The following is a 24,608-nucleotide window of genomic DNA, read 5'->3' as shown; positions in this document are numbered from 1 at the left end:
GGGCGCAGGAAATTTGAGAGGAGCTGTCCTTAGTACGAGAGGACCGGGATGGACGCACCGCTGGTGTACCAGTTGTTCCGCCAGGAGCACCGCTGGGTAGCCAAGTGCGGACGGGATAAGCGCTGAAAGCATCTAAGCGTGAAGCCCCCCTCAAGATGAGATTTCCCAGTATGTAAGACCCCTTGAAGACGACGAGGTAGATAGGTTCGAGGTGGAAGCGCAGCAATGCGTGGAGCTGACGAATACTAATCGGTCGAGGGCTTATCCAAGGTACATCGCTTCAGCTAAGCAAGACCTTCGCAAAGGTTCGTATCCAGTTTTCAGGGTGCAATTTCGAGTAATGACTGTCGACAAGCGCGGCATGTTAATTACCGATTGTAAAGACGTTTGGCGACGTCTGAACCTGACCTACATAACTGCCTCGGTTATGAATGGACAAGCAATTCGCGAGGCAACAATGTGGCGGCGTAGCTCAGCTGGCTAGAGCATTCGGTTCATACCCGGAGGGTCGGGGGTTCGAGTCCCTCTGCCGCTACCATATTTCCTAGGAGGCTTAGCTCAGCTGGGAGAGCATCTGCCTTACAAGCAGAGGGTCGGGGGTTCGATCCCCTCAGCCTCCACCATTCATTACAAACGCGGAGCCGTGGTGTAGAGGCCTAACATGCCTGCCTGTCACGCAGGAGACCGCGGGTTCGAATCCCGTCGGCTCCGCCATTTCTTTCAAAATCGTGAGTTGTCTTCAGATAGCTGAACAATCGGCCGAAGCTCGACGTCACATTTTGTTCTTGCTTGGCTCGGTAGCTCAGTTGGTAGAGCAGAGGACTGAAAATCCTCGTGTCGGCGGTTCGATTCCGTCCCGAGCCACCATCTGTTTTTTAGGCGATATGCCTGAAGTATTCGTGGAGGGCTAGCGAAGTGGCCAAACGCGGGAGACTGTAAATCTCTTCCTTCCAGGTTCGGTGGTTCGAATCCATCGCCCTCCACCATTCCCTTCACAGTAAGAGCCATTAGCTCAGTTGGTAGAGCACCTGACTTTTAATCAGGGTGTCGTAGGTTCGAGTCCTACATGGCTCACTTCGACGCTTCCTAGAACCTGTAGGTCATTGACCTGCAGGTTTTTTGTTGTTCTCCGAGCGGATTATTCATTCGGCAGCGGGTAAACTGAACTCAAAGACGTACTGCTTCGCGTCAGGGGGTCCCATCTGGATGATATTCGCATTTGCGGCATTGCTATGCTTTACGATCGTGGCTACGCTCGTTCCCATTCTTCGGCGACTGGCGATCCGTTACGGATTCGTCGACCGTCCGAATGCCCGGAAAATTCACAAGACGCCGGTTCCGCTTATGGGCGGCGCCGCGCTTTACGTCGGCATTGTCACGACGCTTTTGATCGTTCAAGGCGCTACGTCGCTCAGTCTGACCATCGCCATCGGCGGCCTCGCGCTCGTCCTGACCGGGCTGCTCGACGATGCGGCAAAGACCAAAGGAAAGGATTTTCCCGTCTGGCCGCGCGTGATCGTCTATTTGGTCGTTGCAGCTATGCCCTTATGGTTCGGCATTGAGATCGAAGGTTTGTCGAGCCCGCACGGCATGCTTATTTTCCCGCATTGGCTGGGCATCGTCGGGTCGATTGTTTGGGTGTTCGCCTTAATCAACATGATCAACTTCATTGATGGCGTAGACGGTCTCGCCTCTGGGGTCGCAACGCTCTCTTCGTTGACCCTCTTCGTTGCCGCGTTGATCAAACATCAATTCCCGACCGCGCTGCTTGCGGTAATTCTGGTTGCCGCTTGCATCGCCTTTTTAATGTATAATTTTTACCCGGCGCGGATCTTCATGGGCGATGCGGGTGCTACGTTCCTCGGCTATTCCTTGGCCGTCACGGCGGTGGACGGGGCGTTCAAGAGCGCTACGCTGGTTACGGTGGCGGTTCCGCTGCTGGCCCTCGGGGTACCGATTTTGGATACGGCCGTCGTCATGCTCCGGAGGCTCCTATCCGGCAAAGGGCTTCATCGCGCGGATAAGCTGCATACGCACCATGTTCTCATGCGTTGGGGACTCACGCAAATTCAGACGGTTTCCTTCATTTATTTGATCGCCGCCCTCTTCTCGCTGCTGTCGCTGGTGCTGCTGCTCGCGCTAAGCTGAAAAAACAGTCGATTTGTGGTATACTGATGCATAAAAAAAGCGCGATTCGCGCCGACGGATAGGGGCAAACCGATGAGTGATGCAAAATGGATCACGCAGTTGCAAGCCGTTCTGGATTGCCCGGTCCGAGAGCATCAGCTCCCGATTCATGACTGGCGATTGTTGAGCAGCGAGCAGAGCCATTCTTCGAATGGCCGATTGCAAAAGTCAAAAACGAATGCGGTTACAATTGGCGATTATGTCGAAGGTCCGGAAGGCGCGACGTGGTTTGCGCTGGAGCAGGAAACGGAGCTTCTGCATATTCTCGAAGTTCATCGGCGCGAGCTGAGCGAGACGGAGCAGCGTCTCATCGGATGGACGTTGAGTCAAATGTTTACGGATCGTTCCAAAACGTTCGACGGCATGACGGAGTCCGAACGCTACGCCAGAGAACTAGGCGCGTGGATCGACGAGCAGTTGGAAACCGGCGATTCGAAGCAGCAGCTGCCCGATCGGTTTGTCTCGCGGGGACGATTGTTCTCGTCCATGATCCCGTTCCTGCTGGTCAGCGAACAGCCGGAGCCGGGGGGATCCAACTTCGGCGAACTGGAAAAGCTGCTGCGGACGTTCTTGGCGGAAGAGGTGCTGATCATTCCGCTGAAGGAGCAAGAGTGGCTGATTCTGGGGCCGGCATCCCTCATTCATGACGCCCAGTCGGGCGAGCGGGACGAGGAGGATGACGAATCCCTCGAAGAGAGCTTGTCTTCGATCGCTTCCGGTCTGCACGAAATGCTGTCCAGCGAATGGATGGGCGGCGAGTGCCACCTGGCGGTATCCCACCCGATCTCGCCGGCGAATTCCATCGTCGGGACAACGGCTCTGCTGCGCGAAACCGTTCATCTCGGCCGTGCCTTTCATCTCGGGTCGAATATTCATTTGCCGTGGATGCTTCATCTGGAGCGGCTGCTTAATACCATTCCCGAAGCGCACCGCATCAAATTCGTGGAACAGGCGCTCAAACGGACGGACGCCTTCTTGGATCCGGAAATTCTGACGACGCTGGAAACGTTCTTCGCGTTGGATTGCAATGTCAGCGAAACCGCGAAAAAGCTCTACATTCATCGGAATACGCTGCTGTACAGGTTGGACAAGCTGAAACAGGAGACGGAGCTGGACGTCCGGCAGTTCCGGGATGCGGTGCTCGTCAAAATTATTTTGCTATTGTATAAAGTGACGAAAAGGGCTTAGTTTTTTTGTAAGGTATGTGCATAGTCATATGGACAGCACTGATATAAACTAAATGTAGTGAAAGACAACTAATCGTTAGGGGGAAGCACAAATGGCTGGTGTACGCTTAGAACACGTTTACAAAAAATACGCGGGTAGTGACCTCGCTTCGGTTAAAGATTTCAACCTCGACATCAAAGACAAGGAATTCCTGGTTCTGGTCGGTCCGTCCGGTTGCGGCAAGTCCACGACGCTTCGTATGATCGCAGGTCTTGAAGAAATCTCCGAAGGTAAACTGTTCATCGGCGAACGTCTCGTTAACGACGTTGCTCCGAAAGACCGCGACATCGCGATGGTATTCCAATCGTACGCCCTGTACCCTCACATGAACGTTTACCAAAACATGGCTTTTGGTTTGAAACTGCGTAAATTCAAAAAAGCGGAGATCGACAAGCGCGTTCGCGAAGCCGCTAAAATTCTCGATATCGAACACCTGCTCGACCGTAAGCCGAAAGCACTGTCCGGCGGTCAGCGCCAACGTGTCGCCCTCGGCCGTGCTATCGTCCGTGAACCGCAAGTTTTCTTGATGGACGAACCGCTCTCCAACTTGGACGCGAAACTTCGCGGTCAAATGCGCGCGGAAATCTCCAAGCTGGCAAAACGTCTGGAAACGACCGTTATCTACGTAACGCATGACCAGATCGAAGCCATGACGATGGGTGACCGGATCGTCGTTATGAAAGACGGCATCATCCAACAAGCCGCTTCTCCCGAAGAGCTGTACAACCACCCGGTTAACATCTTCGTAGCAGGCTTCATCGGAGCTCCTGCGATGAACTTCATCACGGGCACCTTGGCAGAGGCCGGCGGTTCCGTTCGCTTCAAAGCGACGGGCGTCGACGTTCTCGTTCCGGACGGCAAAGCGCAATTGCTGCGCGAAAAAGGCTTGATCGGGAAAGAAATCATTCTGGGCATCCGTCCGGAAGACCTGCACGAAGAACCGGTATTCCACGAGGCTTCCCCGCAAACGATCGTGAACGCTCACGTCGAGGTTGCCGAGAACCTTGGTCACGAAATGTACCTGTACCTGAACGGCGTAGGCAAGGATACGGTTATCGCGCGTATCGACGGCCGTTCCGGCGTAAAAGAAGGCACGAACGTGAAGCTCGCGCTCGATATGAACAAAGTTCATATCTTCGACAAAGAGAGCGAACTGAACGTATTCGAAGCTTAATCAACGGGACTTCTCCTTTACGAACAGCCGTCCGATTTTATCGGGCGGCTGTTTTTGCGTATAGGCGTCCGACGGAGCAAGGACCTGTCTGTCTTCCCACTCGCCTGGCGTTGATTTCGGTTCTTATTTCCTATAGGATGAATACATCTGGAATTTTACTATTACCAATCAACGCGTAGCCGGCTGCGGGTTTTGAGGAGGCCAATCGATGGGCAAGAAAGTGAAAGTATCGGATCTGGTGAGCCAGTTTCAGCTCGAAATTTTGGGCGGCGAAGAAGGTCTGAAACGCAGCATCTCCCTGGACGATTTGTCCCGACCGGGACTTGAAATGGCAGGGTATTTCGATTTCTACCCGAAGGAACGCGTGCAAATTCTCGGGAAAACGGAAATTACGTTCATGGACACGCTGTCCAAGCAGGAGCGGATCGACCGGATCGAGCGGCTGTTCGACGACGAAACCCCTTGCTTCATTATTACGCGGGGCTTGGACGCGCCCGCCGAGCTGATCGAACAGGCAAATCTGCGGCAGATCCCGGTGCTGCGCAGCAACGCGGCGACGACCATCTTCTTAAGCCGCATCACGAACTTCCTCGAGCGCAAACTGGCACCATCCGCGACGATTCATGGCGTCCTCGTGGACGTGTACGGGGTCGGGATGCTGATAACGGGCGGCAGCGGCATCGGCAAAAGCGAAACGGCGCTCGAATTGGTGAAGCGCAGCCATCGCCTCGTTGCCGACGATGCGGTGGAAATCCGCCAGACGTCCGACAACCAGCTGCACGGGACGGCGCCCGAACTGATCCGGCATCTGCTCGAGATTCGCGGACTGGGCATCATCAACGTCATGACGCTGTTCGGCGCAGGCGCCGTTCGCAATAATAAGCGGATCAGCGTCGTCATTAAGCTGGAGAACTGGCAGGCCGACAAGCAGTATGACCGGCTTGGCCTCGACGAAGAGACGACGCGGATCATCGATACGGACGTGCCCATCGTGACGGTGCCGGTCCGGCCCGGACGAAACCTCGCGGTCATCATCGAAGTGGCGGCGATGAACTTTAGGCTGAAGCGGATGGGGTACAACGCGGCGCTGCAGTTTACGAACAAGCTGACGGAGACGATCGCGGAGGACGCGGACGATTTCGATTGATTGCCGGCTTGAGATGGACCCGGAACATCAAAACCGATCATAGAGAAGGAGCCAAGGACGCATGTTTGGATTACGTTTAGATCCGATCGCTTTCTCGCTGGGCCCGATTAGCGTGCACTGGTATGGCATCATTTTGGGAAGCGCGGCGCTTGTCGGCTTGCTGCTGGCGGTGCGGGAAGGCCGGCGCTTCGGGTTATCGCCGGACTTTTTCATGGATTTGCTGCTGTTCGGGGTACCGTCGGCCATTATCGGCGCCCGCATTTATTTCGTGGCCTTTCAATGGGACGAGTACAAGAACCATTTGATGGACGTCTTTAAAATTTGGAACGGCGGGATCGCGATCTACGGCGCGCTGATCGGCGCGTTCGTCTGCGGCATTATCTATTTCCGGCAAAAGGGCTACAGCTTCTGGCGGATCGCCGACATCTGCGCGCCGTCGCTCATCGCGGGCCAAATGATCGGCCGCTGGGGCAACTTCGTCAATCAGGAAGCGTACGGCGGCCCCGTCGAGGAGGGCTTCTTGCGCAATACGCTTCACCTGCCGGGCTGGATCGTAAACCAAATGAACGTCGAAGGCACGTTCCATCACCCGACTTTCCTCTACGAGTCGCTCTGGAACCTGGTCGGTCTCGTCATCCTGCTCATTATTCGCCGCCGTCCGTTTCTGCGCGCGGGCGAGGCGCTCTTCTTCTACTTCATCTGGTACTCCGTCGGCCGCTTCTACGTCGAAGGACTGCGGACGGACAGCTTGGCGTTCCATGGGGCGGACTGGGCCGCTAGCGTCCTGAACGCGCTCTGGTCGCCGATGAAAACGGTATTCTCGGCGCAAGGATTCCTGGATCCGTCGTACGGCAACATCCGGATCTCGCAGCTGCTGGCGGTATTGCTCGTCGTCGCGTCCATCGCGATGATCATCGTCCGGCGCCGCACGGGGGCCGCTGCCGAGCATTATAACGATCCGATCATCAACTTCAAGACCGGCCTTCCCGCCGGTGCCGAAAACAAGAAAAAGACGGATGCTGCGAACGGCAATCCGCCTGTCGAACACGACGGCGGCATGACGCGCGGAGCGGACGAATCGCCGATAAAGGAGTAACTCGCAAGGCATGACAAACACGATCAAAGCGGTACTGTTCGACTTGGACGGCACAATCATGGATACGAACGAGCTGATTATTCAGTCGTTTCTCTTCGCCTTGAAGGACATCGTTCCGCCCGACTTCACGCGGGAGCACATCATTCCGAGCATGGGGCTGCCGCTGTTTACGCAGCTGCAGCTGTTCTCGGGCCGCGAGCAGGTCGAAGATCTGGTGTCGGCGTACCGGGAAGTGAATCTCAGGCTGCATGACGAATACGTAAAGGCTTTTCCCAACGTCAACGAAGCATTCCTGAAGCTGCGCGAAGCCGGCATCAAGATCGGGATCGTCACGACGAAAATTCGGCTCACGACCGAGCGCGGGCTGCGATATGTCGGCCTGTACGAGTATGTGGAACCGGGCGCGATCGTGACGATCGAGGACGTGACCCGTCCGAAGCCCGATCCGGAGCCCGTGCGGCGCGCGCTGGACATCATCGGCACCAAGCCCGAAGAGACGCTGATGGTCGGCGACAGCGTGGTCGATATCCAAGCCGCGGAAGCGGCCGGCGTCGGATCGGTCGGCGTGGCTTGGTCGCTGAAGGGCGAACGGGTGCTGCGGGAATGCGGAGCCCGGCACATCCTACGCGATATGCGCGATTTATACGCCTTGGTCGGATTGGAGTAATCGCCGTTGAGAAACGTGGAGCGTTATCCCGTGGAAGGGCCGAACGCGCTTTGGCAGGTGTACCGGACGGTAAGCCGCCTGAAGGCGGTGCGCAACTTCGTCTTTATCCAGGCGGCGCGCTATTGTCCCTCCTTGCCGGTCAAAAACTGGATCTATCGGCGCGTGCTCGGCATGCAGGTTGGGCGCCATGCCGCGTTTGCGCTGATGGTCATGGTGGACGTGTTTTTTCCGGAGAAGATCGCGGTCGGGGACAACTCGATCATCGGTTATAACACCACGATTCTGACGCATGAATATTTGATCCGGGAATACAGGCTCGGCCCCGTCCGCATCGGGGCGAACGTCATGATCGGCGCGAACACGACGATATTGCCCGGCGTGACGATCGGCGACGGCGCGGTGGTCGCGGCCGGTTCCGTGGTGCATAAGGACGTTCCGCCGGGCGCATTCGTCGGCGGCAATCCCATCCAAGACATCCACAGAAGGCAGGAGAACTGACGTGAACACGAACCGCAAAGCGTCCCTGACGGCGCTCCTCGTCGTGCTGGCTGCCGTGCTGACGGGCGGCTATTACCTGCAAGTCAAATGGTTATCGCATTCGTCGGCGGCCGCAATGGCACGACCCGGAGGCACGCCGCGCAAGCCGAGCGCAGCCGGCAAGCCGGGGGGCGGACCGATCGAAACCGACAATCCGCACGGGGTGTATTACCGACATCGCGTCATCGTTCTCATGTACCACGAGGTGGCGGCAAAGCCGATGGACGACAAGGCGCTGCCGCTCGACAAGTTCAAACAGCAGCTGATGCTGATGAAACGAAACAACTTTCATTGGATTACGATGGAACAGTACAGACGGTTTATATTGAAGGATGCGCCTGTCCCGGACAATGCCGTGCTGATGACGTTCGACGACGGCTACGAATCGTATTACACGGACGCTTATCCGGTGCTCAGACAGTTCCATGTGCCGGCGACGAACTTCCTGATCGTCAACACCGTCGGCAATCCGCATCATATCGGGATTCCGAAGCTGACGTGGCAGCAGGTCGAGGAGATGCATCGGAACGGGTACGACTTCCACAACCACACTTTCGATTCCCATGCGTACGCTTCGCACGACGGCAAAGGCGGCAGGCAGCTGCCGATGCTGGCGGCGCCGATGTACCTGAAGAAGCTGCACCGGAGCGAAACGACGAAGGAGTACCTCGCCCGCGTGAAAGACGACCTAGCGAAGGCGGATGACGTATTGGACGGCAAGCTGGGCAACAAGGATCATATCCTGGCCTTCCCGTACGGCGCGTACAGCAATGCCGTCCTCCGTCTCTGCCACAAGCTGGGCATCGACGTCACGTTTACCGTCAAGCCCGGCATCAATGGCTACGGTCAGCGCAACGGATACCGCGTCAACGCCGGCGGCATCGACGACAAGCCTGTCGCCCTCATCGATTTGATGAAAGAAGGAACCCGCATCACCAAACCGGGAAGCGACGCTTCCCGGTTTTTGCTGGAATTCGGCGCGTTCAGCACGGCGATTCTGACGACCGTCCTGCTGAAGCTCCTGGTGAACGCGTGGGAGGACAAGCATGGCCGGCGGATGCTGCGCAGGCGCCACGCGAAGGACGATCGGGGGTAACCGGTACCCGGCGCCGCGCTTAGGATGTTTCGCTGCGGTAAAGAGCTGCCGTATTGACGGAACATTCGGGGCGTGGTATTATTACGACTAATCCTTTATTTTGGCAGTATGGTAATATGGTAACACGTTAACAAACTAAAGCGTCGTGGGTGAAGAGAAATGTCCAAACCGAAGGTATTCGAGAAACCGATCGGCGTGAAGGATTATCTGCCGCATGCGGTAACGAAGCTGAGACAAATCGAAAATCAAGTGCTGGCTTGCATGCGTTCATGGGGGTATGAACAAATCATGACCCCGACGATGGAATATTACGATACGGTCGGCGTAGCGAGCTCGACGTCCGACCAGAAGCTGTTCAAGCTGCTGAATAACCGCGGCACGACGCTCGTGCTCCGCTCCGATATGACGGCGCCGATCGCGCGCGTCGTGTCTTCCGTGCTAAAGGACGTCCAGTTCCCGATCCGGCTGTCGTATCATTCGTCGGTCTATCGCGCGATCGAAGAAGAAGCGGGCCGCGACGCGGAGTTTTTCCAGACGGGCGTGGAATTGGTCGGCGACGCCTCGCCGGACGCGGACGCGGAAGTGGTCGCGCTGGCCATCGCGTCGCTGAAGGCGGCGGGCGTGAAGCGGTTCAAGATCGCGATCGGCCATGTCGGCTTCTTGAACGGGCTGTTCGAAGCGGCGCTTCCGGGCTGCCGCGACGCGCAGGAGGAACTAAAGGCGTACCTGCTCGGCCGCGACTACGTCGGCTACCGGGAACGTCTGCGCTCGCTGACGATCTCGGACGAGATGCGCGGGGAGCTCGAAGGCATCCTTCGCCTGCGGGGCGGCCAGGAGATTTGCAATCAGGCCATGGCGCTGCGGCTGGACGAAATGGCGCTATCCTCCATCCGCCATCTATGCGAAATGTGGGACGTGCTCGATGCATACGGCGTCTGCGAGCATGCGCTGATCGACCTGACGATGATCGGGGACTTCCAATACTACACGGGCATGACGTTCGAAGCGTACGCCGCGGATCTGGGCTTCCCGGTGGCGAGCGGCGGCCGCTACGACAATCTGCTGAAGCAGTTCGGGCGTCCGGCGCCGGCGACGGGCTTCGCGCTGAAGACGACGCGCATCCTCGAGCTGATCGGAGATGCCGTCGACGACGCGGGGCCGGCGCGCGTGCTGATCGGCTACGACCCGGCAGGCCGCGCGGTCGCGCTGGAGAAGGCGCGCGAGCTGCGCGAAGCCGGCGGAGCGTCCGTCACCGTCATGACGGAACGGATGGATGCCGTTTCGCAAGCGGCCGTGCGCGAAGCGGCGTCGGCGGGCGGGCAGGTGCTGTACAAGGGCGTCGCGTTTACGAAGCTGCTGACGTATTTCGGCGGCGAGCGGGAAGGGGAGTAGCTGGCATGAATGCAAACGAACCGCAAGCGGCCGGGCGCGAGCTGCTGAAGGTCGCGATGCCGAAGGGCCGCATCTATAAGGTCGCCTCGCAGCTGTTCCGCGACGCGGGCGTGCCGATCCCGAGCGACTTCGACGACACGCGCAAGCTGATTATCGAGCTGCCGGATGCGGGCATGTCCTTCATCATGGCGAAGCCGGTGGACGTGCCGACCTACGTGGAATACGGCGTGGCCGATATCGGGATCGTGGGCAAGGACGTGCTGATGGAGGAAAACAAGGACGTCTACGAGCTGCTGGATCTCGGCATCGCGAAGTGCCGCATGTCGGTCATCGGGCTTCCGGATTGGAAGCCGGTGATTCATCCCCGCGTGGCGACGAAATACCCGAGCGTGGCCTCGCAGTATTTCCGCGAGCAGGGGCAGCAGGTCGAGGTCATCAAGCTGAACGGCTCCATCGAGTTGGCGCCGCTGATCGGGCTGGCCGACCGGATCGTCGACATGGTCGAGACCGGGCAGACGCTTCGCGAGAACGGCCTCGTGGAGATGGAGACGATCTTCGGCATCACGAGCCGGCTGATCGCGAACCGCGTCAGCTACCGGATGAAGAACGAGGCGATCCAAAGCCTGTGCGATAAGCTGCAGCACACGATCGCGGCGAAGGCGAACGTGTAAGAAAAGCCAGCCTGGCTCGGCGGCGTCGGGTGTGGCGGGAAACGAACGGCTGGCTCAGGGTGGCGCGCTAGCATATGCGGCGCCCCGGCGGGCCGGATGCGGGCGCGTACGAGCCTGCCCGTACAAACGATAACGGGCGCGAAAGGAGCGAAGCGGCATGCGAAAGCTGCGTGCGGAGCAATTTGGATTAGAACGCAAAGTGGAGTACGGCTCCCCCGAGCAAAACGAGACGGTCGCCCGGATCGTCGAGGACGTCCGGACGGAAGGCGACGCGGCGCTGCTGCGCTATACGGAGCAGCTGGACCGGGTAAAGTTGGACGCGGGGGCGCTGCGCGTCGCGGACGAGGAGATACAGGCCGCGTACGATCGCGTGAATGCGGACTTCCTGGCGGCCATCCGTCAAGCGGCGGCGAATATCCGGGCGTTCCACGAGAAGCAGCTGCGGCAGTCGTGGGTCGACGTGCAGCCGGACGGGACGATGCTCGGCCAGCTGCTGCGTCCGCTGAAGCGCGTCGGCGTCTACGTGCCGGGCGGCAAGGCGGCGTATCCGTCGTCCGTGCTGATGAACGTGATTCCGGCGCAGGTGGCGGGCGTGCCCGAGATCGTCATGGCGACGCCGCCGGCGACCGGCGGGCAGGCGGGCATCGATCCGTACATCCTGGTCGCCGCCGCGGAAGCGGGCGTCAAGGAGATGTACCGCGTCGGCGGCGCGCAAGCCGTCGCCGCGCTGGCGTACGGCACGGCCACGATTCCGCCGGTGGACAAAATCTGCGGCCCCGGCAACATCTACGTCGCGCTGGCGAAGCGCGCCGTCTTCGGCGTCGTGGCGATCGACAGCATCGCCGGCCCGAGCGAGATCGTCGTGCTCGCCGACGAGACGGCGGATCCCGCCTACGTCGCGGCCGACCTGCTGTCGCAGGCGGAGCATGACGAGATGGCGTCGGCGATTCTCGTGACGACGTCCGAGACGCTCGGCGACGCCGTGGCGGCCGAAGTCGAGCGCCAATTGGCGACGCTGCCGCGCGAGGGAACGGCCCGCCGCTCCATCGAGGGCTACGGCGCGATTCTGCTGGCCGCGTCGATGGACGAAGCCGTCGCGGCCGTGAACCGGATGGCGCCGGAGCACTTGGAAATCATGACGGCCGAACCGATGACGGTGCTGGGCCGGATCGAGAACGCGGGCGCGATCTTCGTCGGCCCGTACAGCTCGGAGCCGGTCGGCGATTATTTTGCCGGCCCGAACCACATCCTGCCGACCAACGGCACGGCGCGGTTCTCGTCGCCGGTGAACGTGGACGATTTCGTGAAGAAATCGAGCTTGATCTCCTACAGCCGCGAGGCGCTGCTGGCAAACGGCGATCAAATCATGACGCTGGCGCGGCACGAAGGCCTCGAGGCGCACGCGAGAGCGATCGAGATCCGGCTGGAGCGGGAGCGACGGAACGAACGCTAAGTTCAAGATGTAAGTTCTCGAGGCAAGATAAGCGGTATGACCGAACGGGAGATCGAGCGGCGAGACGATCCGCGCCGGTGCCGGCTAGCGCAGGCTCGACGGCCGCAAGCCGGCAGCGCGTTAGGATCCGTCTGCATTAGGCTCGCATCGCGCGTGCCCGGCGGCGGCATTACGATCAGATTCGACGGGAAAGAAGGATGGATGCGATTATGGCGGAACAAGCAATTCGCGCGGCCGACGTGGCGCGCAAGACGAACGAAACGGATATTACCCTCGCGTTTGCGCTGGATGGGACAGGCGTTTCGAAAATCGAGACGGACGTGCCGTTCCTGAACCACATGCTGGACCTGTTCGCCAAGCACGGCCAGTTCGACCTGACGGTCGAGGCGCGCGGCGACGTGGACATCGACGACCATCACACGGTCGAGGACATCGGCATCTGCCTCGGGCAAACGATTCGCGACGCGCTGGGCGACAAGCGCGGCATCAAGCGTTACGCGTCGGTGTTCGTGCCGATGGACGAGGCGCTGGCGCAGGTCGTGCTCGACCTCAGCAACCGGCCGCACTTCGAGTACCGGGCGGAATATCCGTCCCAGCAGGTCGGCAGCTTCTCGACGGAGCTCGTGCACGAGTTTCTGTGGAAGCTGGCGCTGGAGGCGCGCATGACGCTGCACGTCATCGTGCATTACGGCCACAATACCCATCATATGATCGAAGCGGTGTTCAAAGCGCTTGGCCGCGCGCTTGACGAAGCGTCGAGCATCGATCCGCGCGTACAAGGAGTGCCCTCGACGAAGGGAGTGCTGTAAATGATCGCCATCATCGATTACGGCATGGGCAATCTGCACAGCGTGAGCAAGGCGGTGGAACGGCTCGGCTTCGAAGCGGTCGTCACCGCGGACGCGAAGGCGATCATGGACGCGGACGGCGCGATTTTGCCGGGCGTGGGGGCCTTCGGCGACGCGATGGAAAATCTGCGGAACACCGGGCTCGACGATACGGCGCGGGCGTACGCGGCGACCGGCAAGCCGCTGCTCGGCATTTGCCTCGGCATGCAGCTGCTCTTCAGCGAAAGCGAGGAGTACGGCCCGCACGAGGGCTTGAACCTGCTGCCGGGCACGGTCATGCGGTTCCGGGGCGACTTCAAGGTGCCGCACATGGGCTGGAACAAGCTGACGTTCCGCCAAAAGAGTCCGCTGTTCGCGGGGCTTGAGCCGGGGCACGTCTACTTCGTGCATTCCTTCCACGCGAAGCCGGAACGCGACGGCGATCTGCTGGCGACGACGGATTACAACGGTCCGGTCACGGCGATCGTCGGCAGGGGCAACGTGTACGGCATGCAGTTCCACCCGGAGAAGAGCAGCGATCTCGGCATGGGCCTGCTCCGCAATTTCCTGACGCTGACCGGCGCGCGCGAAGCGGTTCGCTGACCGCGGGCGGGCTGGGAAGCACGGGACGTGCGACGAACGGATCTCCGGCGAACCCTTGATGCGGTTAAGTATTCGGATCGTAAATAAGGCATGGCGTGAGATTAAAGATTCGCATTACAAAGGTTTCACTCACAAAACTTGGCATATGCTTCCGAAGCGAGTTTTGCTTTTCTTGCCGGATTCCCGGGCAAGGCTTCAATCACAAAACTTTTAGAATGGAGCGTCCTCCATGTTAGCGAAACGGATTATTCCCTGCCTCGACGTGAAGGACGGGCGCGTCGTCAAAGGCGTGAATTTCGTGAACCTTCGCGACGCCGGCGATCCCGTCGAGCTGGCGGCGATTTACGATAAGGAAGGCGCGGACGAGCTGGTGTTTCTCGATATTTCCGCTTCCGTCGAAGGCCGGGCCACGATGGTCGAGGTCGTCAGACGGACGGCCGGCGAAATCACGATCCCGTTCACGGTCGGCGGGGGCATCGCCCGCGTCGACGACATGAAGCGGCTGCTGCGCGCCGGCGCCGACAAGATCGGCATCAACACGGCCGCCGTGAAGAACCCTTCGCTTGTCCAAGACGGCGCGAAGAAGTTCGGCTCGCAATGCATCGTGGTCGCGATCGACGCCAAGTTCAACCCCGAATGGGGCGAGTGGGAAGTGTACACGCACGGCGGCCGAACCGCGACCGGCATCAAGGCGCTCGCCTGGGCCAAGGAAGTCGAACGGCTCGGCGCCGGCGAGATTCTGCTGACGAGCATGGACGCCGACGGCACGAAGGACGGCTTCGACCTGAAGCTGACCCGCGCGGTGTCGGACGCGCTCGGCATTCCGGTCATCGCCTCCGGCGGCGCGGGCCGGGTGGAGCACTTTTACGACGTTTTCGAGCAGGGGCGCGCGGATGCGGGCCTGGCGGCGACGATTTTTCACTACAAAGAAATGACGATCCGCGACGTGAAGGACGACTTGCGGTTGAAAGGGGTCGAGATTCGATGAGCACGGGCAAGACGATTGGGGAACTAACCGAGCAAATCAAATGGGACGAGGCGGGCCTGGTCCCGGCGATCGTGCAGGACGCGAAAAGCAAAGAAGTGCTGATGCTGGCGTACATGAACCGGGAATCGCTGGCGCTGTCGGCGGAGTCGGGGACGACGTGGTTCTGGAGCCGCTCGCGCGGCGAGCTGTGGAACAAAGGCGCGACCAGCGGCCACACGCAGCGCATCGTGGCGATGCATTACGACTGCGACGGCGACACGCTGCTCGTCCGGGTGGACCAAACCGGTCCGGCGTGCCACACCGGCGCGTACAGCTGCTTCACCGGCGAAGTGGCGGGCATCAAGGGCACGGATGAAGGCGCGAGCTCCTTCCAGCAATCCGGCGATCGGTTCGCGATGCTGAACCAGCTGGAAGCGACGATCGCCGAGCGCTACGCCGAGCGTCCCGAGGGCGCGTACACGACGTACCTGTTCGAGAAAGGCGTCGACAAGATCTTGAAGAAGGTCGGCGAGGAGACGGCGGAAGTCATCATCGCGGCCAAGAACCAAGACAACGACGAGCTGCGCTGCGAGACGAGCGATCTCCTTTTCCACCTGATGGTGCTGCTGCGCGAGCGGGGCTTGTCGCTGGACGAGGTCATGCGCGAGCTCGGCCATCGCCATAATCAGAAGAAGGCGTCCTCCTGATCCGTTCGGGGAGAAACGGGCCGCAACCGAGCCGCGGAGCGCGCTCGGTTCTGCCGCGTCCGGAGGCGCGAAAATGCGTCAAGTTCGTGAACAAGCCCCGCGAGACGCCGCAAAGCGCCGGGATCGTGACGGCGGCCCGGGGCACGCGCGGTTGAGCGTCGGCCAGGGGCGGTCAGGGCGGTTCATTTCCAAAGATCGTTTTTTGAAATATGGCGGTTTCCATGTATAATGAAAGTTGTCGAAACAAGCGGTATTTTCAAATGCCGGAAAGTCGGTCGTTAAGTTGTATCTCCAGGCCGTTCGCGGTGGGAAGAAAGTCTTAAATTCAGTGGTCTAATCGCTCAGGAGGGTATTATGTTGTTTAGCGACAAGCTGCGTATTTTCTCGGGTTCCTCGAATCCCCAATTGGCTGAAAAAATCAGCGGAGAGCTCGGGCTGCCGCTCGGCAAAATCAAGGTGTCCCGGTTCAAAAGCGGCGAGATTTATGTTCACTACGAGGAAACGATCCGGAACTGCGACGTATTTCTGGTCCAATCGTTTTCGCATCCCATCAACGATCACTTCGTCGAATTGCTCGTCATGATCGATGCGGCGAAGCGCGCTTCCGCCCGTACGGTAAACATCATCATGCCTTATTACGGCTATGCGCGGCAAGAGCGCAAAGCGGCTCCCCGCGAACCGATTTCCGCCAAGATGGTCGCGGACGTCCTGACGACCGTAGGCGCGACGCGCGTCATTACGATCGATCTGCACGCCCCGGCGATTCAAGGGTTCTTCAACATTCCGGTGGATCACCTGACGGGTCTCGACCTGCTCAGCGACTACCTGAAATCGAAGAATATCCGGAACCCGGTCGTCGTATCCCCGGATGCCGGACGCGCGTCGACCGCCGAGAAGCTGGCCAACTACTTGGATGCGCCGTTTGCCATCATGATCAAGAAGCGCCCGACCCACAACGAGTCCATCATCACGCACGTCATCGGCGACGTCCAAGGGCAGACGCCGATCATCATCGAGGACATGATCGACACGGGCACCACGATCGTCAACGTCGTGGAAGGCTTGAAGGAACGCGGCGCCGAGGACGTATACGTCTGCGCGACGCATCCGCTCTTCTCGGGTCCCGCCCTGCAGCGATTGGATCATCCCAATATTAGAGAAGTCGTCGTCACGGACACGATCGCGCTCCCGGACAACCGTTCCGACCGGTTCAAGGTGCTCTCGGTCGCGCCGATCCTGGCGGAAACGACGCGGATCATCATCGAAGGCGGCTCCATCAGCACGCTCTTCAAGAACGCGGGCATCTAACCGGCGGCGGCCGGGGAGACGCCCCATACGGCCGCATTTTGCGGCCACCCACCGGAATCGCGGGCACTCGCCCGCGATTTGCCACGTATTCTTGCGTGTATGGATAGGCCGCGTTATGGTATAATCGTAGAAACTTTGTACGGGGCTGTTCATAATGACGTGCATAATTTCTAATGCGCATGCGGGTACCGCTCGCCTGCGCAACCGAGGAGGTGCCTTGCGTTTTGAAAGAAAAGAAACTTGCGTTCGCCGGCCGCAGCACGAAAATCATACCGATTCAATGGGACGCAACGTTCTTCTTCGAGCGCGCGGTTCGCTCGATGGATCGATATCATTATGACAAGGCACTGAAATATTTCCGGCGCGCGGCCGAATACGAACCGGACAATCCCGTCAACCACTGCAACATGGCGGGCATTTTGTCCGAGATGGGGAACTACGAAGAATCCAACCGCATTCTCCAGTCCATCGTGACCGAGCTCGATCCCGAAATGACGGAATGCCACTTTTATATGGCGAACAACTACGCCAACATGGAAAGGTACGAGGACGCGGAGAACGCGCTGATCCGTTACCTGGAGGAAGACGCCGAGGGGCAGTTCCTCGAGGAAGCGGAAGAGATGATGGAGCTGCTCCGCTACGAGCTCGAGCGTCCGACGAAGCTGGCGTTCGTCAAGGCGCGCGAAGGCTTCTTCGAGCACGACAAAGCGAGAGCGATGCTGGAAGAGGGCAAATTCGCCGAGGCCGTCCGGCTGCTGGAGAGCATCGTCGAGAAGAACGGCGAGTTCCTGGCGGCGCGCAACAATCTGGCGCTGGCGTACTATTACATGGGCGTGTTCGATAAAGCGATGACCACGATCAAGCAGGTGCTGGAGCTGGAGCCCGGCAACCTGCACGCCTTGTGCAACCTGGCGATTTTCTACCAGCATGGCGGCGACAAAGAGCTGCTCGCGCCGCTCGTCGAGCTGCTGCGCAAGACCGTGCCGTTCCACCAGGAGCACGTGTTTAAGCTGGCGACGACAATGGGCATTCTAGGAGAGCATGGCGAGGCCTACCGGCACTTCATGCGGCTGCTCAAGGACGGCGGGCTGAAATCGGATGCCTGCTTGTATCACTACGCGGCCGTGGCGGCGTTCAACCTGGAACGCTACGACGAATCGCGGCGGTTATGGCTGCAGGTCCGGAAGCTGGACGCCGACTCCCATGTGCCGGGCTACTATCTGGAGCAGCTCGACCGCATGGCCCAAGGCCAGCCCGCCGCGCCGGCCAGCTATCATTATCACCTGCCGTTCGAGGAGCAATTCAAGCTGTGGGAGAAGTCGACGGAATCGCTGCCGGACCATATGAAGCGCGACCCGCTCGTCCGCTCGTCCTTCTTCTGGGCGCTGCGCCACGGCGACCGGCACACCAAGCTGCAGGTCATCCAGGCGCTCGGCATGATCGCCGACGGCGAAGTGAAGGACGCGCTGCGCGACTTCATCGTGGAGCCGCAGGAGGACGACTACCTGAAACGGATCGCGATCTTCGTGCTCCGTTCCATCGGGGTGCACGAATCGCTCCATGCGATCCTCGAAGGCAAAGAGACCGTCATCGAGCACAGCCGGATGCCGTCCCGCCTGCCGGTCTGGGAAGACAAATGGCAGTCCGTGCTGGAAGCGGCGCTCATGCGCATGAATAAGCAGTACGACCTCGTGCAGCAGCATGACCTGCTCACGCTCTGGATCGAATTCCTGTCGCGGGTCTACCCCGACGTGCCCAAGCTCGGGAAAGTCGAAGGGTGGGCCGCCGCGCTCGAATATCTGACCGCGAAGATGCACCGCCGCGAAATTTCGTACCACGAGGTCTCGCAGCGCTACGGCATCTCGATCGCGACCGTCAGCAAATGCGCCAAGCGCATCGACGAGATTTGCGGCATCAAAGAAAAAATGAGAACGATCTTCCCGGCATTGGCGGATCACCGCGACTAAGGGAGCGCACACGCAAAGGAGGCAACATCGTGTACAAAGCTATTATTATCGGAACCGGCCCTGCGGGCCTCACGGCCGCGATTTACCTGGCTCGCGCCAACATGAACCCGCTGGTCATCGAAGGCCCCGAACCGGGCGGCCAATTGACGACGACGACGGAAGTCGAGAACTTCCCGGGCTTCCCGGACGGCATCATGGGTCCGGACCTGATGGCCAACATGCGCAAGCAGGCGGAGCGCTTCGGCGCGGAATTCCGCACCGGATGGGTCAACTCCGTCGATACCTCCAAGCGTCCGTTCACGCTGCAGGTCGAAGGCCAAGGCGAGCTGCAGGCCGAAGCGCTGATCATCTCGACCGGCGCCTCCGCAAAATACCTGGGCATCGCGAACGAGCGCGAGAACGTGGGCCGCGGCGTCAGCACGTGCGCGACCTGCGACGGCTTCTTCTTCCGCGGCAAGAAAATCATCGTGGTCGGCGGCGGCGACTCCGCCATGGAAGAAGCGAGCTTCCTCACGCGCTTCGCTTCCGAGGTCGTGCTGGTTCACCGCCGTCCGGAAATGCGCGCCTCCAAAATCATGCAGGACCGCGCGCGCGCGAACGACAAAATCAGCTGGGCGCTCGATCGCACGCCGCTTGAAGTCGTGGCCGGCGGCATGGGCGTCACCGGGCTGAAGGTGAAGAACAATGCGACGGGCGAAGAAGAAGTCATCGAGACGAACGGCATTTTCGTCGCGATCGGCCATACGCCGAACACGAAGTTCCTGAACGGCCAGTTGGACACGGACGAGACCGGCTATCTGATCGTCAAGCCGGGCACGTCGGAGACGAACATCCCGGGCATCTTCGCCTGCGGCGACGTGCAGGATCATAAGTACCGCCAAGCGATTACCGCGGCCGGCAGCGGCTGCATGGCGGCGCTGGATTGCGAGAAGTTCCTCGAGGGCCACGCGGTTCACGACTGGAGCCAATCGCTGTAATCGAAGCTCAAGGTAAGCGTAAGCGCGACAAGGACGCTGTTCGGACGGACGAACAGCGTCGCTTCATGTCGGCGGACGTGCGCGAACAGGATGTTTTTGGCAAGTCCGGCTTATTCTTGACCAGTTGGAAGCGTTCGCTTATAGTTTAGTTGGAACGGAAGCAAGACTCGATCCTTATATTAGTTATAGAGGTGGCCCAGTGATGTCCGAGAAAATTGTCGTAGGCGTTGATATTGGCGGTACGTCCATCAAGGTAGGCATTTGCGATAGTGAAGGCAGTCTGCTGCATACGTATGAAGGACCGACGGAAGTCGAGAAAGGCTCCGACGTCGTCTGCGATAACATCGCGGCGTACGCCCGGCTCATCGTGGAGCAGTCCCCGTTCGAGTGGGACCAAGTCGAAGGCGTCGGCATCGGCATCGCCGGCTTTTTGGACATTCCGCGCGGTTTCGTCCACAAGTCGGTCAACCTGTTCTTCGAGAACGTGCCGCTTAAAGATATTTTGGAAGAGAAGCTCGAGAAGAAAGTGCTCGTGAACAACGACGCGAACGTGGCGGCGCTCGGCGAAGCATGGGCCGGCGCGGGCCGCGGCATCTCGGATTGCGTCTGCTACACGCTCGGCACGGGCGTCGGCGGCGGCGTCATCATCAACGGTAAAGTCGTCGAAGGCTACAAAGGCATGGCCGGCGAGCTGGGCCATATGGCGATCGTGCCGGATCTCGAAGCGATCCAGTGCGGCTGCGGCAACAAAGGCTGCCTGGAAACCGTGTCGTCCGCGACCGGCATCATCCGGATGGCCAAAGACGCGGTAGAGCGCGGCGACCGCACGTCCCTGACGTTCGTGGAGCATATTATGGCGAAGGACGTCATCGACGCGGCGAAGGCCGGCGACGAAGTGGCGGCGCGCATCGTCAACCGCGCGGCGTTCTATCTGGGCAAATCGATGGCGACGGTCGCCGTCGTGCTCAATCCGCAGCGCTTCATCATCGGCGGCGGCGTATCGAAGGCGGGCGAGTTCCTGTTCGAACAAATCCGCGACGTCTTCCGCAAATCGACGCCGGACATGGCGCAGGAAGGCGTGGAAATCGTGCCGGCCATCCTCGGCAACGACGCGGGCGTCGTCGGCGCGGCCGGCCTGATCATCCGCGCGTAAGCAACCCGGGAAGACTTTGGTTATCATAGATGCGTTATTCGACGGTTGAAGGGTTTCACGGGTAAGGAGGGATTGACGATGGAATCGGGAGGAACGGCGAAGGCGAAGCTCGTCATCATAACGGGCATGTCCGGAGCGGGCAAGACGATCGCGGTGCAGAGCCTGGAGGATCTGGGCTACTTCTGCGTCGATAATCTGCCGCCGGTGCTTATACCGAAATTCGCCGAGTTGATCGAACAGTCCAACGGTAAAATCGGCAAGGTGGCGCTCGTGATCGACTTGCGGGGACGCGAGTTTTTCACGGCGCTGTCGGAGTCGCTCAGCTATGTGAAAGAACATTATACGATCAGCTACGAGATCATCTTCCTCGACGCGACGGACAGCGTGCTCGTGCAGCGCTACAAGGAGAGCCGCCGGATGCATCCGCTGGCGCCCGAAGGGCTGCCGCTCGAGGGGATCGGGCTGGAGCGCCGGATGCTGGAGGATTTGAAGGGCTGGGCGACGCAGGTGATCGATACGAGCAGCCTGAAGCCGTCCCAGCTGAAGGAACGGATCAAATCCCGGTTTACGAACTCGGATTTGAGCACGATCTCGGTGAACGTCATTTCCTTCGGTTTCAAATACGGCGTCCCGATCGACGCCGATCTGATCTTCGACGTCCGGTTTTTGCCCAATCCGCATTATGTCGACCATCTGCGCCCGAATACGGGGCAGGATCCCGAGGTCTACGAGTACGTGATGAAATGGCCGGAGACGCAGGCGTTTCTCGCGAAGCTGCTCGACATGCTGCAATTTCTTATCCCGTTATACCGCAAGGAAGGCAAGAGTCAAGTCGTGATCGGCATCGGCTGTACGGGCGGCAAGCACCGGTCCGTGGCGATCGCGGAATATTTGGGGCGCATGCTCGGCAGCAGCGATACGGAAATCGTGCGCGTCAGTCATCGAGATGCAGATCGTGATCGGAGCTGAGGCAACCCATGGCGCAAGCTAGAAAGCAACAACTGCCCCGTATCGTCGTCATCGGCGGCGGCACGGGCTTGTCGGTCATGCTCCGGGGACTGAAGGAGAAGCCGCTCGACATCACCGCGATCGTCACGGTGGCCGACGACGGCGGCAGCTCCGGCATCCTGCGGAGCGAGCTGCAGATGCCGCCGCCTGGCGATATCCGCAACGTGCTCATCGCGCTCGCGGACGTCGAGCCTTTGCTGTCCGACGTGCTGAAGTACCGGTTCAATTCCGGCACCGGTTTGGCGGGCCATAGTTTGGGCAACCTGATGCTGGCGGCGATGACCGACATTTCCGGCGATTTCGTCTCCGCGGTCCGGATGCTGAGCAAAGTCTTGGCCGTCCGGGGACGGGTGCTGCCGGCCGCGGGCGAAGCCATCGTGCTGAAGGGCGAAACGGTCGACGGCACCATCATTACGGGCGAATCCAACATTCCGAAAGCCGGCCAGGCGATCAAGCGGGTCTTCATCGAGCCGCCGGACGTCGAGCCGCTGGAGGAAGCGGTGGAGGCGATCCGGGAGGCGGACGCCATCCTGATCGGTCCGGGCAGCCTCTACACGAGCATCATTCCCAACCTGCTCGTGCCGAAGCTCGCGCAGAGCATCGTGGAGTCGTGCGCGATCAAAATGTTCGTCTGCAACGTCATGACGCAGCCGGGCGAGACGGACGATTATGCGGTCAGCGACCACTTGGCGGCCGTGCAGCAGCATATCGGCCATCAGTTGTTCGACTATGTCATCGTCAACGACGGCGAGATCCCGGAGCAGGTGCAGCAGAAATACGCGGAGATGGGGGCGAAAGCCGTCCATCTCGATTTGGACGAAGTGCAGCGGCGCGGTTACAAGGTAATTGCCGACAAGCTGGTCTTGTTCCGCACGTATTTGCGGCATGACGCCGACAAGTTGAGTCATCATATTTATCAGCTCGTGGAAAACTGGATGGAACGAAAGAGGTGAGGGAACATGTCTTTTGCGGGACAAACCAAAAAAGAATTGACGCTCATCGAAGCGGATGCGTGCTGTGAACGGGCGGAGTTGTCGGCGCTCATTCGCATGAACGGTTCGGTCTCGCTGTCCAGCCGAAAAATCATTCTCGACATCTCGACGGAAAACGCGGCAATCGCCAGACGGATTTACTCCCTCATCAAGAAGCAGTTCGCCGTGCATACGGAGCTGCTCGTGCGCAAGAAAATGAGGCTGAAGAAGAACAACGTGTATATCGTCCGAATCCCGGCCAAAGTGCAGGAGATCCTGAGCGAGCTCAGAATCGTCTCCGAGGGGTTCGTCTTTAATCAAGGCATCGACAAGGAGATCATCCGCAAATCATGCTGCAAGCGCTCCTACCTGAGAGGGGCGTTCTTGGCGGGCGGCTCCGTGAACAATCCGGAAGGCTCCTCGTACCACCTGGAGATTGCCACGATGTATGAAGAGCATTGCAAGGCGCTCGTAGAGCTGGCGAACAAGTTCGACTTGAACGCCCGCTGCATCGAACGGAAGAAGGGGTTCATCTTCTACATGAAAGAGGGCGAGAAAATCATCGAGCTCCTCAGCATCATCGGGGCGCATCAAGCGCTGTTCAAGTTCGAGGATGTCCGAATCATGCGGGATATGCGCAACTCCGTCAACCGGATCGTCAACTGCGAGACGGCGAATTTGAATAAGACGATCGGGGCGGCGGTCCGTCAGATCGATAATATCAAGCTGCTGGAGCGCGAGGTGGGGCTCGAAAGCCTGCCCGATAAGCTCCGCGAGGTGGCGCATATACGATTGAGCCATCCGGACCTGAATTTGACGGAGGTCGGCGAAATGCTCAAAGGCAAGGTGAGCAAGTCCGGCGTCAACCATCGGCTGCGTAAAATCGACGAGCTTGCGGAAAAATTAAGGAACGGATAGGCAGAGGCTAGTGTACAATGCGTAAAAGTGGTATAATAGTGAATAAAACGACGTTTGCATATGGTAACGGTTGAATTTCGTATAGGGGGTAAGGTTTCATGACAAGGCATCCGGTTGTCGTTCGACTGAAGACAGGTCTTCATGCAAGACCGGCCGCACTTTTTGTCCAGGAAGCGAACAAGTTTTCTTCCGAGGTCTTTGTTGAGAAAGACGATAAAAAAGTGAACGCAAAATCCATTATGGGGATTATGAGCCTTGCAATCAGCTCAGGTACTGAAGTCACGATAAGTGCGGAAGGTTCGGATGCCGACCAAGCTGTAACCGCTTTAGTCAACCTGGTCAGCAAGGAAGAGCTTGAGAACCAATAAGGACGAAATTACGGCTGTTTGGGGCCGTTCATTTCGATACGAGGAAACTCCCGTACGGGGGTTTTTTCTGTTTTTGTCCGGAGACGGGAGAATGTTTGCGCTTTCCCGCAACATCGATGCGGCGGAACGCGTCATACATAATGGAATCACCTAAATTTGTCCAAAAGGGGCGGGTCGAACGTGATGA

Annotated in this window: 23 protein-coding genes, 6 tRNA genes and 1 rRNA gene; all 30 read left to right on the top strand. The window is 59.3% G+C overall.

Annotation, left to right across the window (positions count from 1 at the left end; genetic code table 11):
* Positions 1–269 (top strand): 23S ribosomal RNA (locus tag BMZ79_RS11730); the annotation flags it as partial.
* A gap of 192 nt (positions 270–461) precedes the next feature.
* Positions 462–538 (top strand) — tRNA-Met (locus BMZ79_RS11725).
* A gap of 9 nt (positions 539–547) precedes the next feature.
* Positions 548–623 (top strand) — tRNA-Val (locus BMZ79_RS11720).
* Between the two features lie 14 nt (positions 624–637).
* Positions 638–714: transfer RNA gene (locus tag BMZ79_RS11715), tRNA-Asp, on the top strand.
* Positions 715–791: 77 nt separating this feature from the next.
* Positions 792–867, top strand: a tRNA-Phe gene (locus tag BMZ79_RS11710).
* A 34-nt stretch (positions 868–901) separates the two neighbouring features.
* Positions 902–986: transfer RNA gene (locus BMZ79_RS11705), tRNA-Tyr, on the top strand.
* A 15-nt stretch (positions 987–1,001) separates the two neighbouring features.
* Positions 1,002–1,074: transfer RNA gene (locus BMZ79_RS11700), tRNA-Lys, on the top strand.
* Between the two features lie 270 nt (positions 1,075–1,344).
* A complete protein-coding gene (locus BMZ79_RS11695) occupies positions 1,345–2,148 on the top strand; it encodes an MraY family glycosyltransferase (protein WP_371263672.1) in 804 nt (267 codons plus the stop codon).
* A 198-nt stretch (positions 2,149–2,346) separates the two neighbouring features.
* A complete protein-coding gene (locus tag BMZ79_RS11690; RefSeq protein WP_256252677.1) occupies positions 2,347–3,375 on the top strand; it encodes a PucR family transcriptional regulator in 1,029 nt (342 codons plus the stop codon).
* A gap of 91 nt (positions 3,376–3,466) precedes the next feature.
* Positions 3,467–4,588: an ABC transporter ATP-binding protein gene (locus BMZ79_RS11685; protein ID WP_090640055.1), complete on the top strand. Its 1,122-nt coding sequence runs from the start codon at positions 3,467–3,469 to the stop codon at positions 4,586–4,588.
* A 208-nt stretch (positions 4,589–4,796) separates the two neighbouring features.
* Entirely contained in the window at positions 4,797–5,735 is a 939-nt protein-coding gene (hprK, locus tag BMZ79_RS11680; protein WP_090640053.1) for an HPr(Ser) kinase/phosphatase, read from the top strand.
* A gap of 61 nt (positions 5,736–5,796) precedes the next feature.
* Positions 5,797–6,831: a prolipoprotein diacylglyceryl transferase gene (lgt, locus tag BMZ79_RS11675; protein ID WP_090640050.1), complete on the top strand. Its 1,035-nt coding sequence runs from the start codon at positions 5,797–5,799 to the stop codon at positions 6,829–6,831.
* A 10-nt stretch (positions 6,832–6,841) separates the two neighbouring features.
* The gene (ppaX, locus tag BMZ79_RS11670) at positions 6,842–7,498 is read left to right on the top strand and encodes a pyrophosphatase PpaX (protein WP_090640048.1); all 657 of its coding nucleotides are present in this window, start codon (positions 6,842–6,844) and stop codon (positions 7,496–7,498) included.
* Positions 7,499–7,504: 6 nt separating this feature from the next.
* Positions 7,505–7,996 (top strand): acyltransferase, encoded by a 492-nt coding sequence (locus tag BMZ79_RS11665; protein WP_090640045.1) that lies wholly within the window; start codon positions 7,505–7,507, stop codon positions 7,994–7,996.
* A gap of 1 nt (position 7,997) precedes the next feature.
* Positions 7,998–9,131, top strand: a complete 1,134-nt coding sequence (locus tag BMZ79_RS11660; protein WP_090640043.1) for a polysaccharide deacetylase family protein — start codon at positions 7,998–8,000, stop codon at positions 9,129–9,131.
* A gap of 159 nt (positions 9,132–9,290) precedes the next feature.
* Positions 9,291–10,523, top strand: a complete 1,233-nt coding sequence (locus BMZ79_RS11655; RefSeq protein ID WP_090640039.1) for an ATP phosphoribosyltransferase regulatory subunit — start codon at positions 9,291–9,293, stop codon at positions 10,521–10,523.
* A gap of 5 nt (positions 10,524–10,528) precedes the next feature.
* Positions 10,529–11,194, top strand: a complete 666-nt coding sequence (gene hisG, locus BMZ79_RS11650; RefSeq protein WP_090640036.1) for an ATP phosphoribosyltransferase — start codon at positions 10,529–10,531, stop codon at positions 11,192–11,194.
* A gap of 157 nt (positions 11,195–11,351) precedes the next feature.
* Complete coding sequence (gene hisD, locus BMZ79_RS11645) at positions 11,352–12,647, top strand: histidinol dehydrogenase (RefSeq protein WP_090640034.1); 1,296 nt, start codon at positions 11,352–11,354, stop codon at positions 12,645–12,647.
* 209 nt (positions 12,648–12,856) lie between these two features.
* Positions 12,857–13,456 (top strand): imidazoleglycerol-phosphate dehydratase HisB, encoded by a 600-nt coding sequence (gene hisB, locus BMZ79_RS11640; protein WP_371263671.1) that lies wholly within the window; start codon positions 12,857–12,859, stop codon positions 13,454–13,456.
* Complete coding sequence (hisH, locus tag BMZ79_RS11635; protein WP_090640029.1) at positions 13,457–14,077, top strand: imidazole glycerol phosphate synthase subunit HisH; 621 nt, start codon at positions 13,457–13,459, stop codon at positions 14,075–14,077.
* 229 nt (positions 14,078–14,306) lie between these two features.
* Positions 14,307–15,065 (top strand): imidazole glycerol phosphate synthase subunit HisF, encoded by a 759-nt coding sequence (gene hisF, locus BMZ79_RS11630; RefSeq protein ID WP_090640028.1) that lies wholly within the window; start codon positions 14,307–14,309, stop codon positions 15,063–15,065.
* The gene (gene hisIE / locus BMZ79_RS11625; protein WP_090640025.1) at positions 15,062–15,751 is read left to right on the top strand and encodes a bifunctional phosphoribosyl-AMP cyclohydrolase/phosphoribosyl-ATP diphosphatase HisIE; all 690 of its coding nucleotides are present in this window, start codon (positions 15,062–15,064) and stop codon (positions 15,749–15,751) included. Before hisF ends, hisIE begins: the two co-directional genes overlap by 4 nt.
* Before the next feature lie 357 nt (positions 15,752–16,108).
* Positions 16,109–17,059 (top strand): ribose-phosphate diphosphokinase, encoded by a 951-nt coding sequence (locus BMZ79_RS11620; RefSeq protein WP_090640228.1) that lies wholly within the window; start codon positions 16,109–16,111, stop codon positions 17,057–17,059.
* A 224-nt stretch (positions 17,060–17,283) separates the two neighbouring features.
* Positions 17,284–19,026 carry a tetratricopeptide repeat protein gene (locus tag BMZ79_RS11615; protein ID WP_090640024.1) on the top strand — a complete coding sequence of 581 codons (1,743 nt, stop codon included), beginning with the start codon at positions 17,284–17,286 and terminating at the stop codon, positions 19,024–19,026.
* Positions 19,027–19,055: 29 nt separating this feature from the next.
* Entirely contained in the window at positions 19,056–20,003 is a 948-nt protein-coding gene (gene trxB, locus BMZ79_RS11610) for a thioredoxin-disulfide reductase (RefSeq protein ID WP_090640021.1), read from the top strand.
* A gap of 202 nt (positions 20,004–20,205) precedes the next feature.
* Complete coding sequence (locus BMZ79_RS11605; protein WP_090640019.1) at positions 20,206–21,156, top strand: ROK family glucokinase; 951 nt, start codon at positions 20,206–20,208, stop codon at positions 21,154–21,156.
* A gap of 78 nt (positions 21,157–21,234) precedes the next feature.
* The gene (gene rapZ, locus BMZ79_RS11600; RefSeq protein WP_090640016.1) at positions 21,235–22,125 is read left to right on the top strand and encodes an RNase adapter RapZ; all 891 of its coding nucleotides are present in this window, start codon (positions 21,235–21,237) and stop codon (positions 22,123–22,125) included.
* Positions 22,126–22,133: 8 nt separating this feature from the next.
* Positions 22,134–23,117: a gluconeogenesis factor YvcK family protein gene (gene yvcK / locus BMZ79_RS11595; RefSeq protein WP_090640014.1), complete on the top strand. Its 984-nt coding sequence runs from the start codon at positions 22,134–22,136 to the stop codon at positions 23,115–23,117.
* Positions 23,118–23,123: 6 nt separating this feature from the next.
* Positions 23,124–24,053, top strand: coding sequence for a DNA-binding protein WhiA (gene whiA / locus BMZ79_RS11590; RefSeq protein ID WP_090640011.1), 930 nt, complete (start codon positions 23,124–23,126; stop codon positions 24,051–24,053).
* Between the two features lie 98 nt (positions 24,054–24,151).
* The gene (locus BMZ79_RS11585) at positions 24,152–24,421 is read left to right on the top strand and encodes an HPr family phosphocarrier protein (RefSeq protein ID WP_090583454.1); all 270 of its coding nucleotides are present in this window, start codon (positions 24,152–24,154) and stop codon (positions 24,419–24,421) included.
* Positions 24,422–24,608: the final 187 nt, after the last annotated feature.

Origin of the sequence: Paenibacillus sp. UNC496MF, assembly GCF_900113915.1 — a bacterium.
GTDB lineage: Bacteria > Bacillota > Bacilli > Paenibacillales > Paenibacillaceae > Paenibacillus_Z > Paenibacillus_Z artemisiicola.
Note: the sequence above shows the minus strand (reverse complement) of the source record. Positions and strands in the feature narration are given on the sequence as shown.

Bases quoted from the DNA above. Each gene is read 5' to 3' on its own strand.
- BMZ79_RS11695 (WP_371263672.1), top strand. From the start codon at position 1,345: ATGGGCGGCGCCGCGCTTTACGTCGGCATTGTCACGACGCTTTTGATC.
- rapZ (WP_090640016.1), top strand. From the start codon at position 21,235: ATGGAATCGGGAGGAACGGCGAAGGCGAAGCTCGTCATCATAACGGGC.
- hisH (WP_090640029.1), top strand. From the start codon at position 13,457: ATGATCGCCATCATCGATTACGGCATGGGCAATCTGCACAGCGTGAGC.
- BMZ79_RS11655 (WP_090640039.1), top strand. From the start codon at position 9,291: ATGTCCAAACCGAAGGTATTCGAGAAACCGATCGGCGTGAAGGATTAT.
- BMZ79_RS11685 (WP_090640055.1), top strand. From the start codon at position 3,467: ATGGCTGGTGTACGCTTAGAACACGTTTACAAAAAATACGCGGGTAGT.
- hisIE (WP_090640025.1), top strand. From the start codon at position 15,062: ATGAGCACGGGCAAGACGATTGGGGAACTAACCGAGCAAATCAAATGG.
- BMZ79_RS11585 (WP_090583454.1), top strand. From the start codon at position 24,152: ATGACAAGGCATCCGGTTGTCGTTCGACTGAAGACAGGTCTTCATGCA.
- hisF (WP_090640028.1), top strand. From the start codon at position 14,307: ATGTTAGCGAAACGGATTATTCCCTGCCTCGACGTGAAGGACGGGCGC.
- hisG (WP_090640036.1), top strand. From the start codon at position 10,529: ATGAATGCAAACGAACCGCAAGCGGCCGGGCGCGAGCTGCTGAAGGTC.
- BMZ79_RS11605 (WP_090640019.1), top strand. From the start codon at position 20,206: ATGTCCGAGAAAATTGTCGTAGGCGTTGATATTGGCGGTACGTCCATC.
- yvcK (WP_090640014.1), top strand. From the start codon at position 22,134: ATGGCGCAAGCTAGAAAGCAACAACTGCCCCGTATCGTCGTCATCGGC.
- lgt (WP_090640050.1), top strand. From the start codon at position 5,797: ATGTTTGGATTACGTTTAGATCCGATCGCTTTCTCGCTGGGCCCGATT.
- ppaX (WP_090640048.1), top strand. From the start codon at position 6,842: ATGACAAACACGATCAAAGCGGTACTGTTCGACTTGGACGGCACAATC.
- hprK (WP_090640053.1), top strand. From the start codon at position 4,797: ATGGGCAAGAAAGTGAAAGTATCGGATCTGGTGAGCCAGTTTCAGCTC.
- hisB (WP_371263671.1), top strand. From the start codon at position 12,857: ATGGCGGAACAAGCAATTCGCGCGGCCGACGTGGCGCGCAAGACGAAC.
- hisD (WP_090640034.1), top strand. From the start codon at position 11,352: ATGCGAAAGCTGCGTGCGGAGCAATTTGGATTAGAACGCAAAGTGGAG.
- whiA (WP_090640011.1), top strand. From the start codon at position 23,124: ATGTCTTTTGCGGGACAAACCAAAAAAGAATTGACGCTCATCGAAGCG.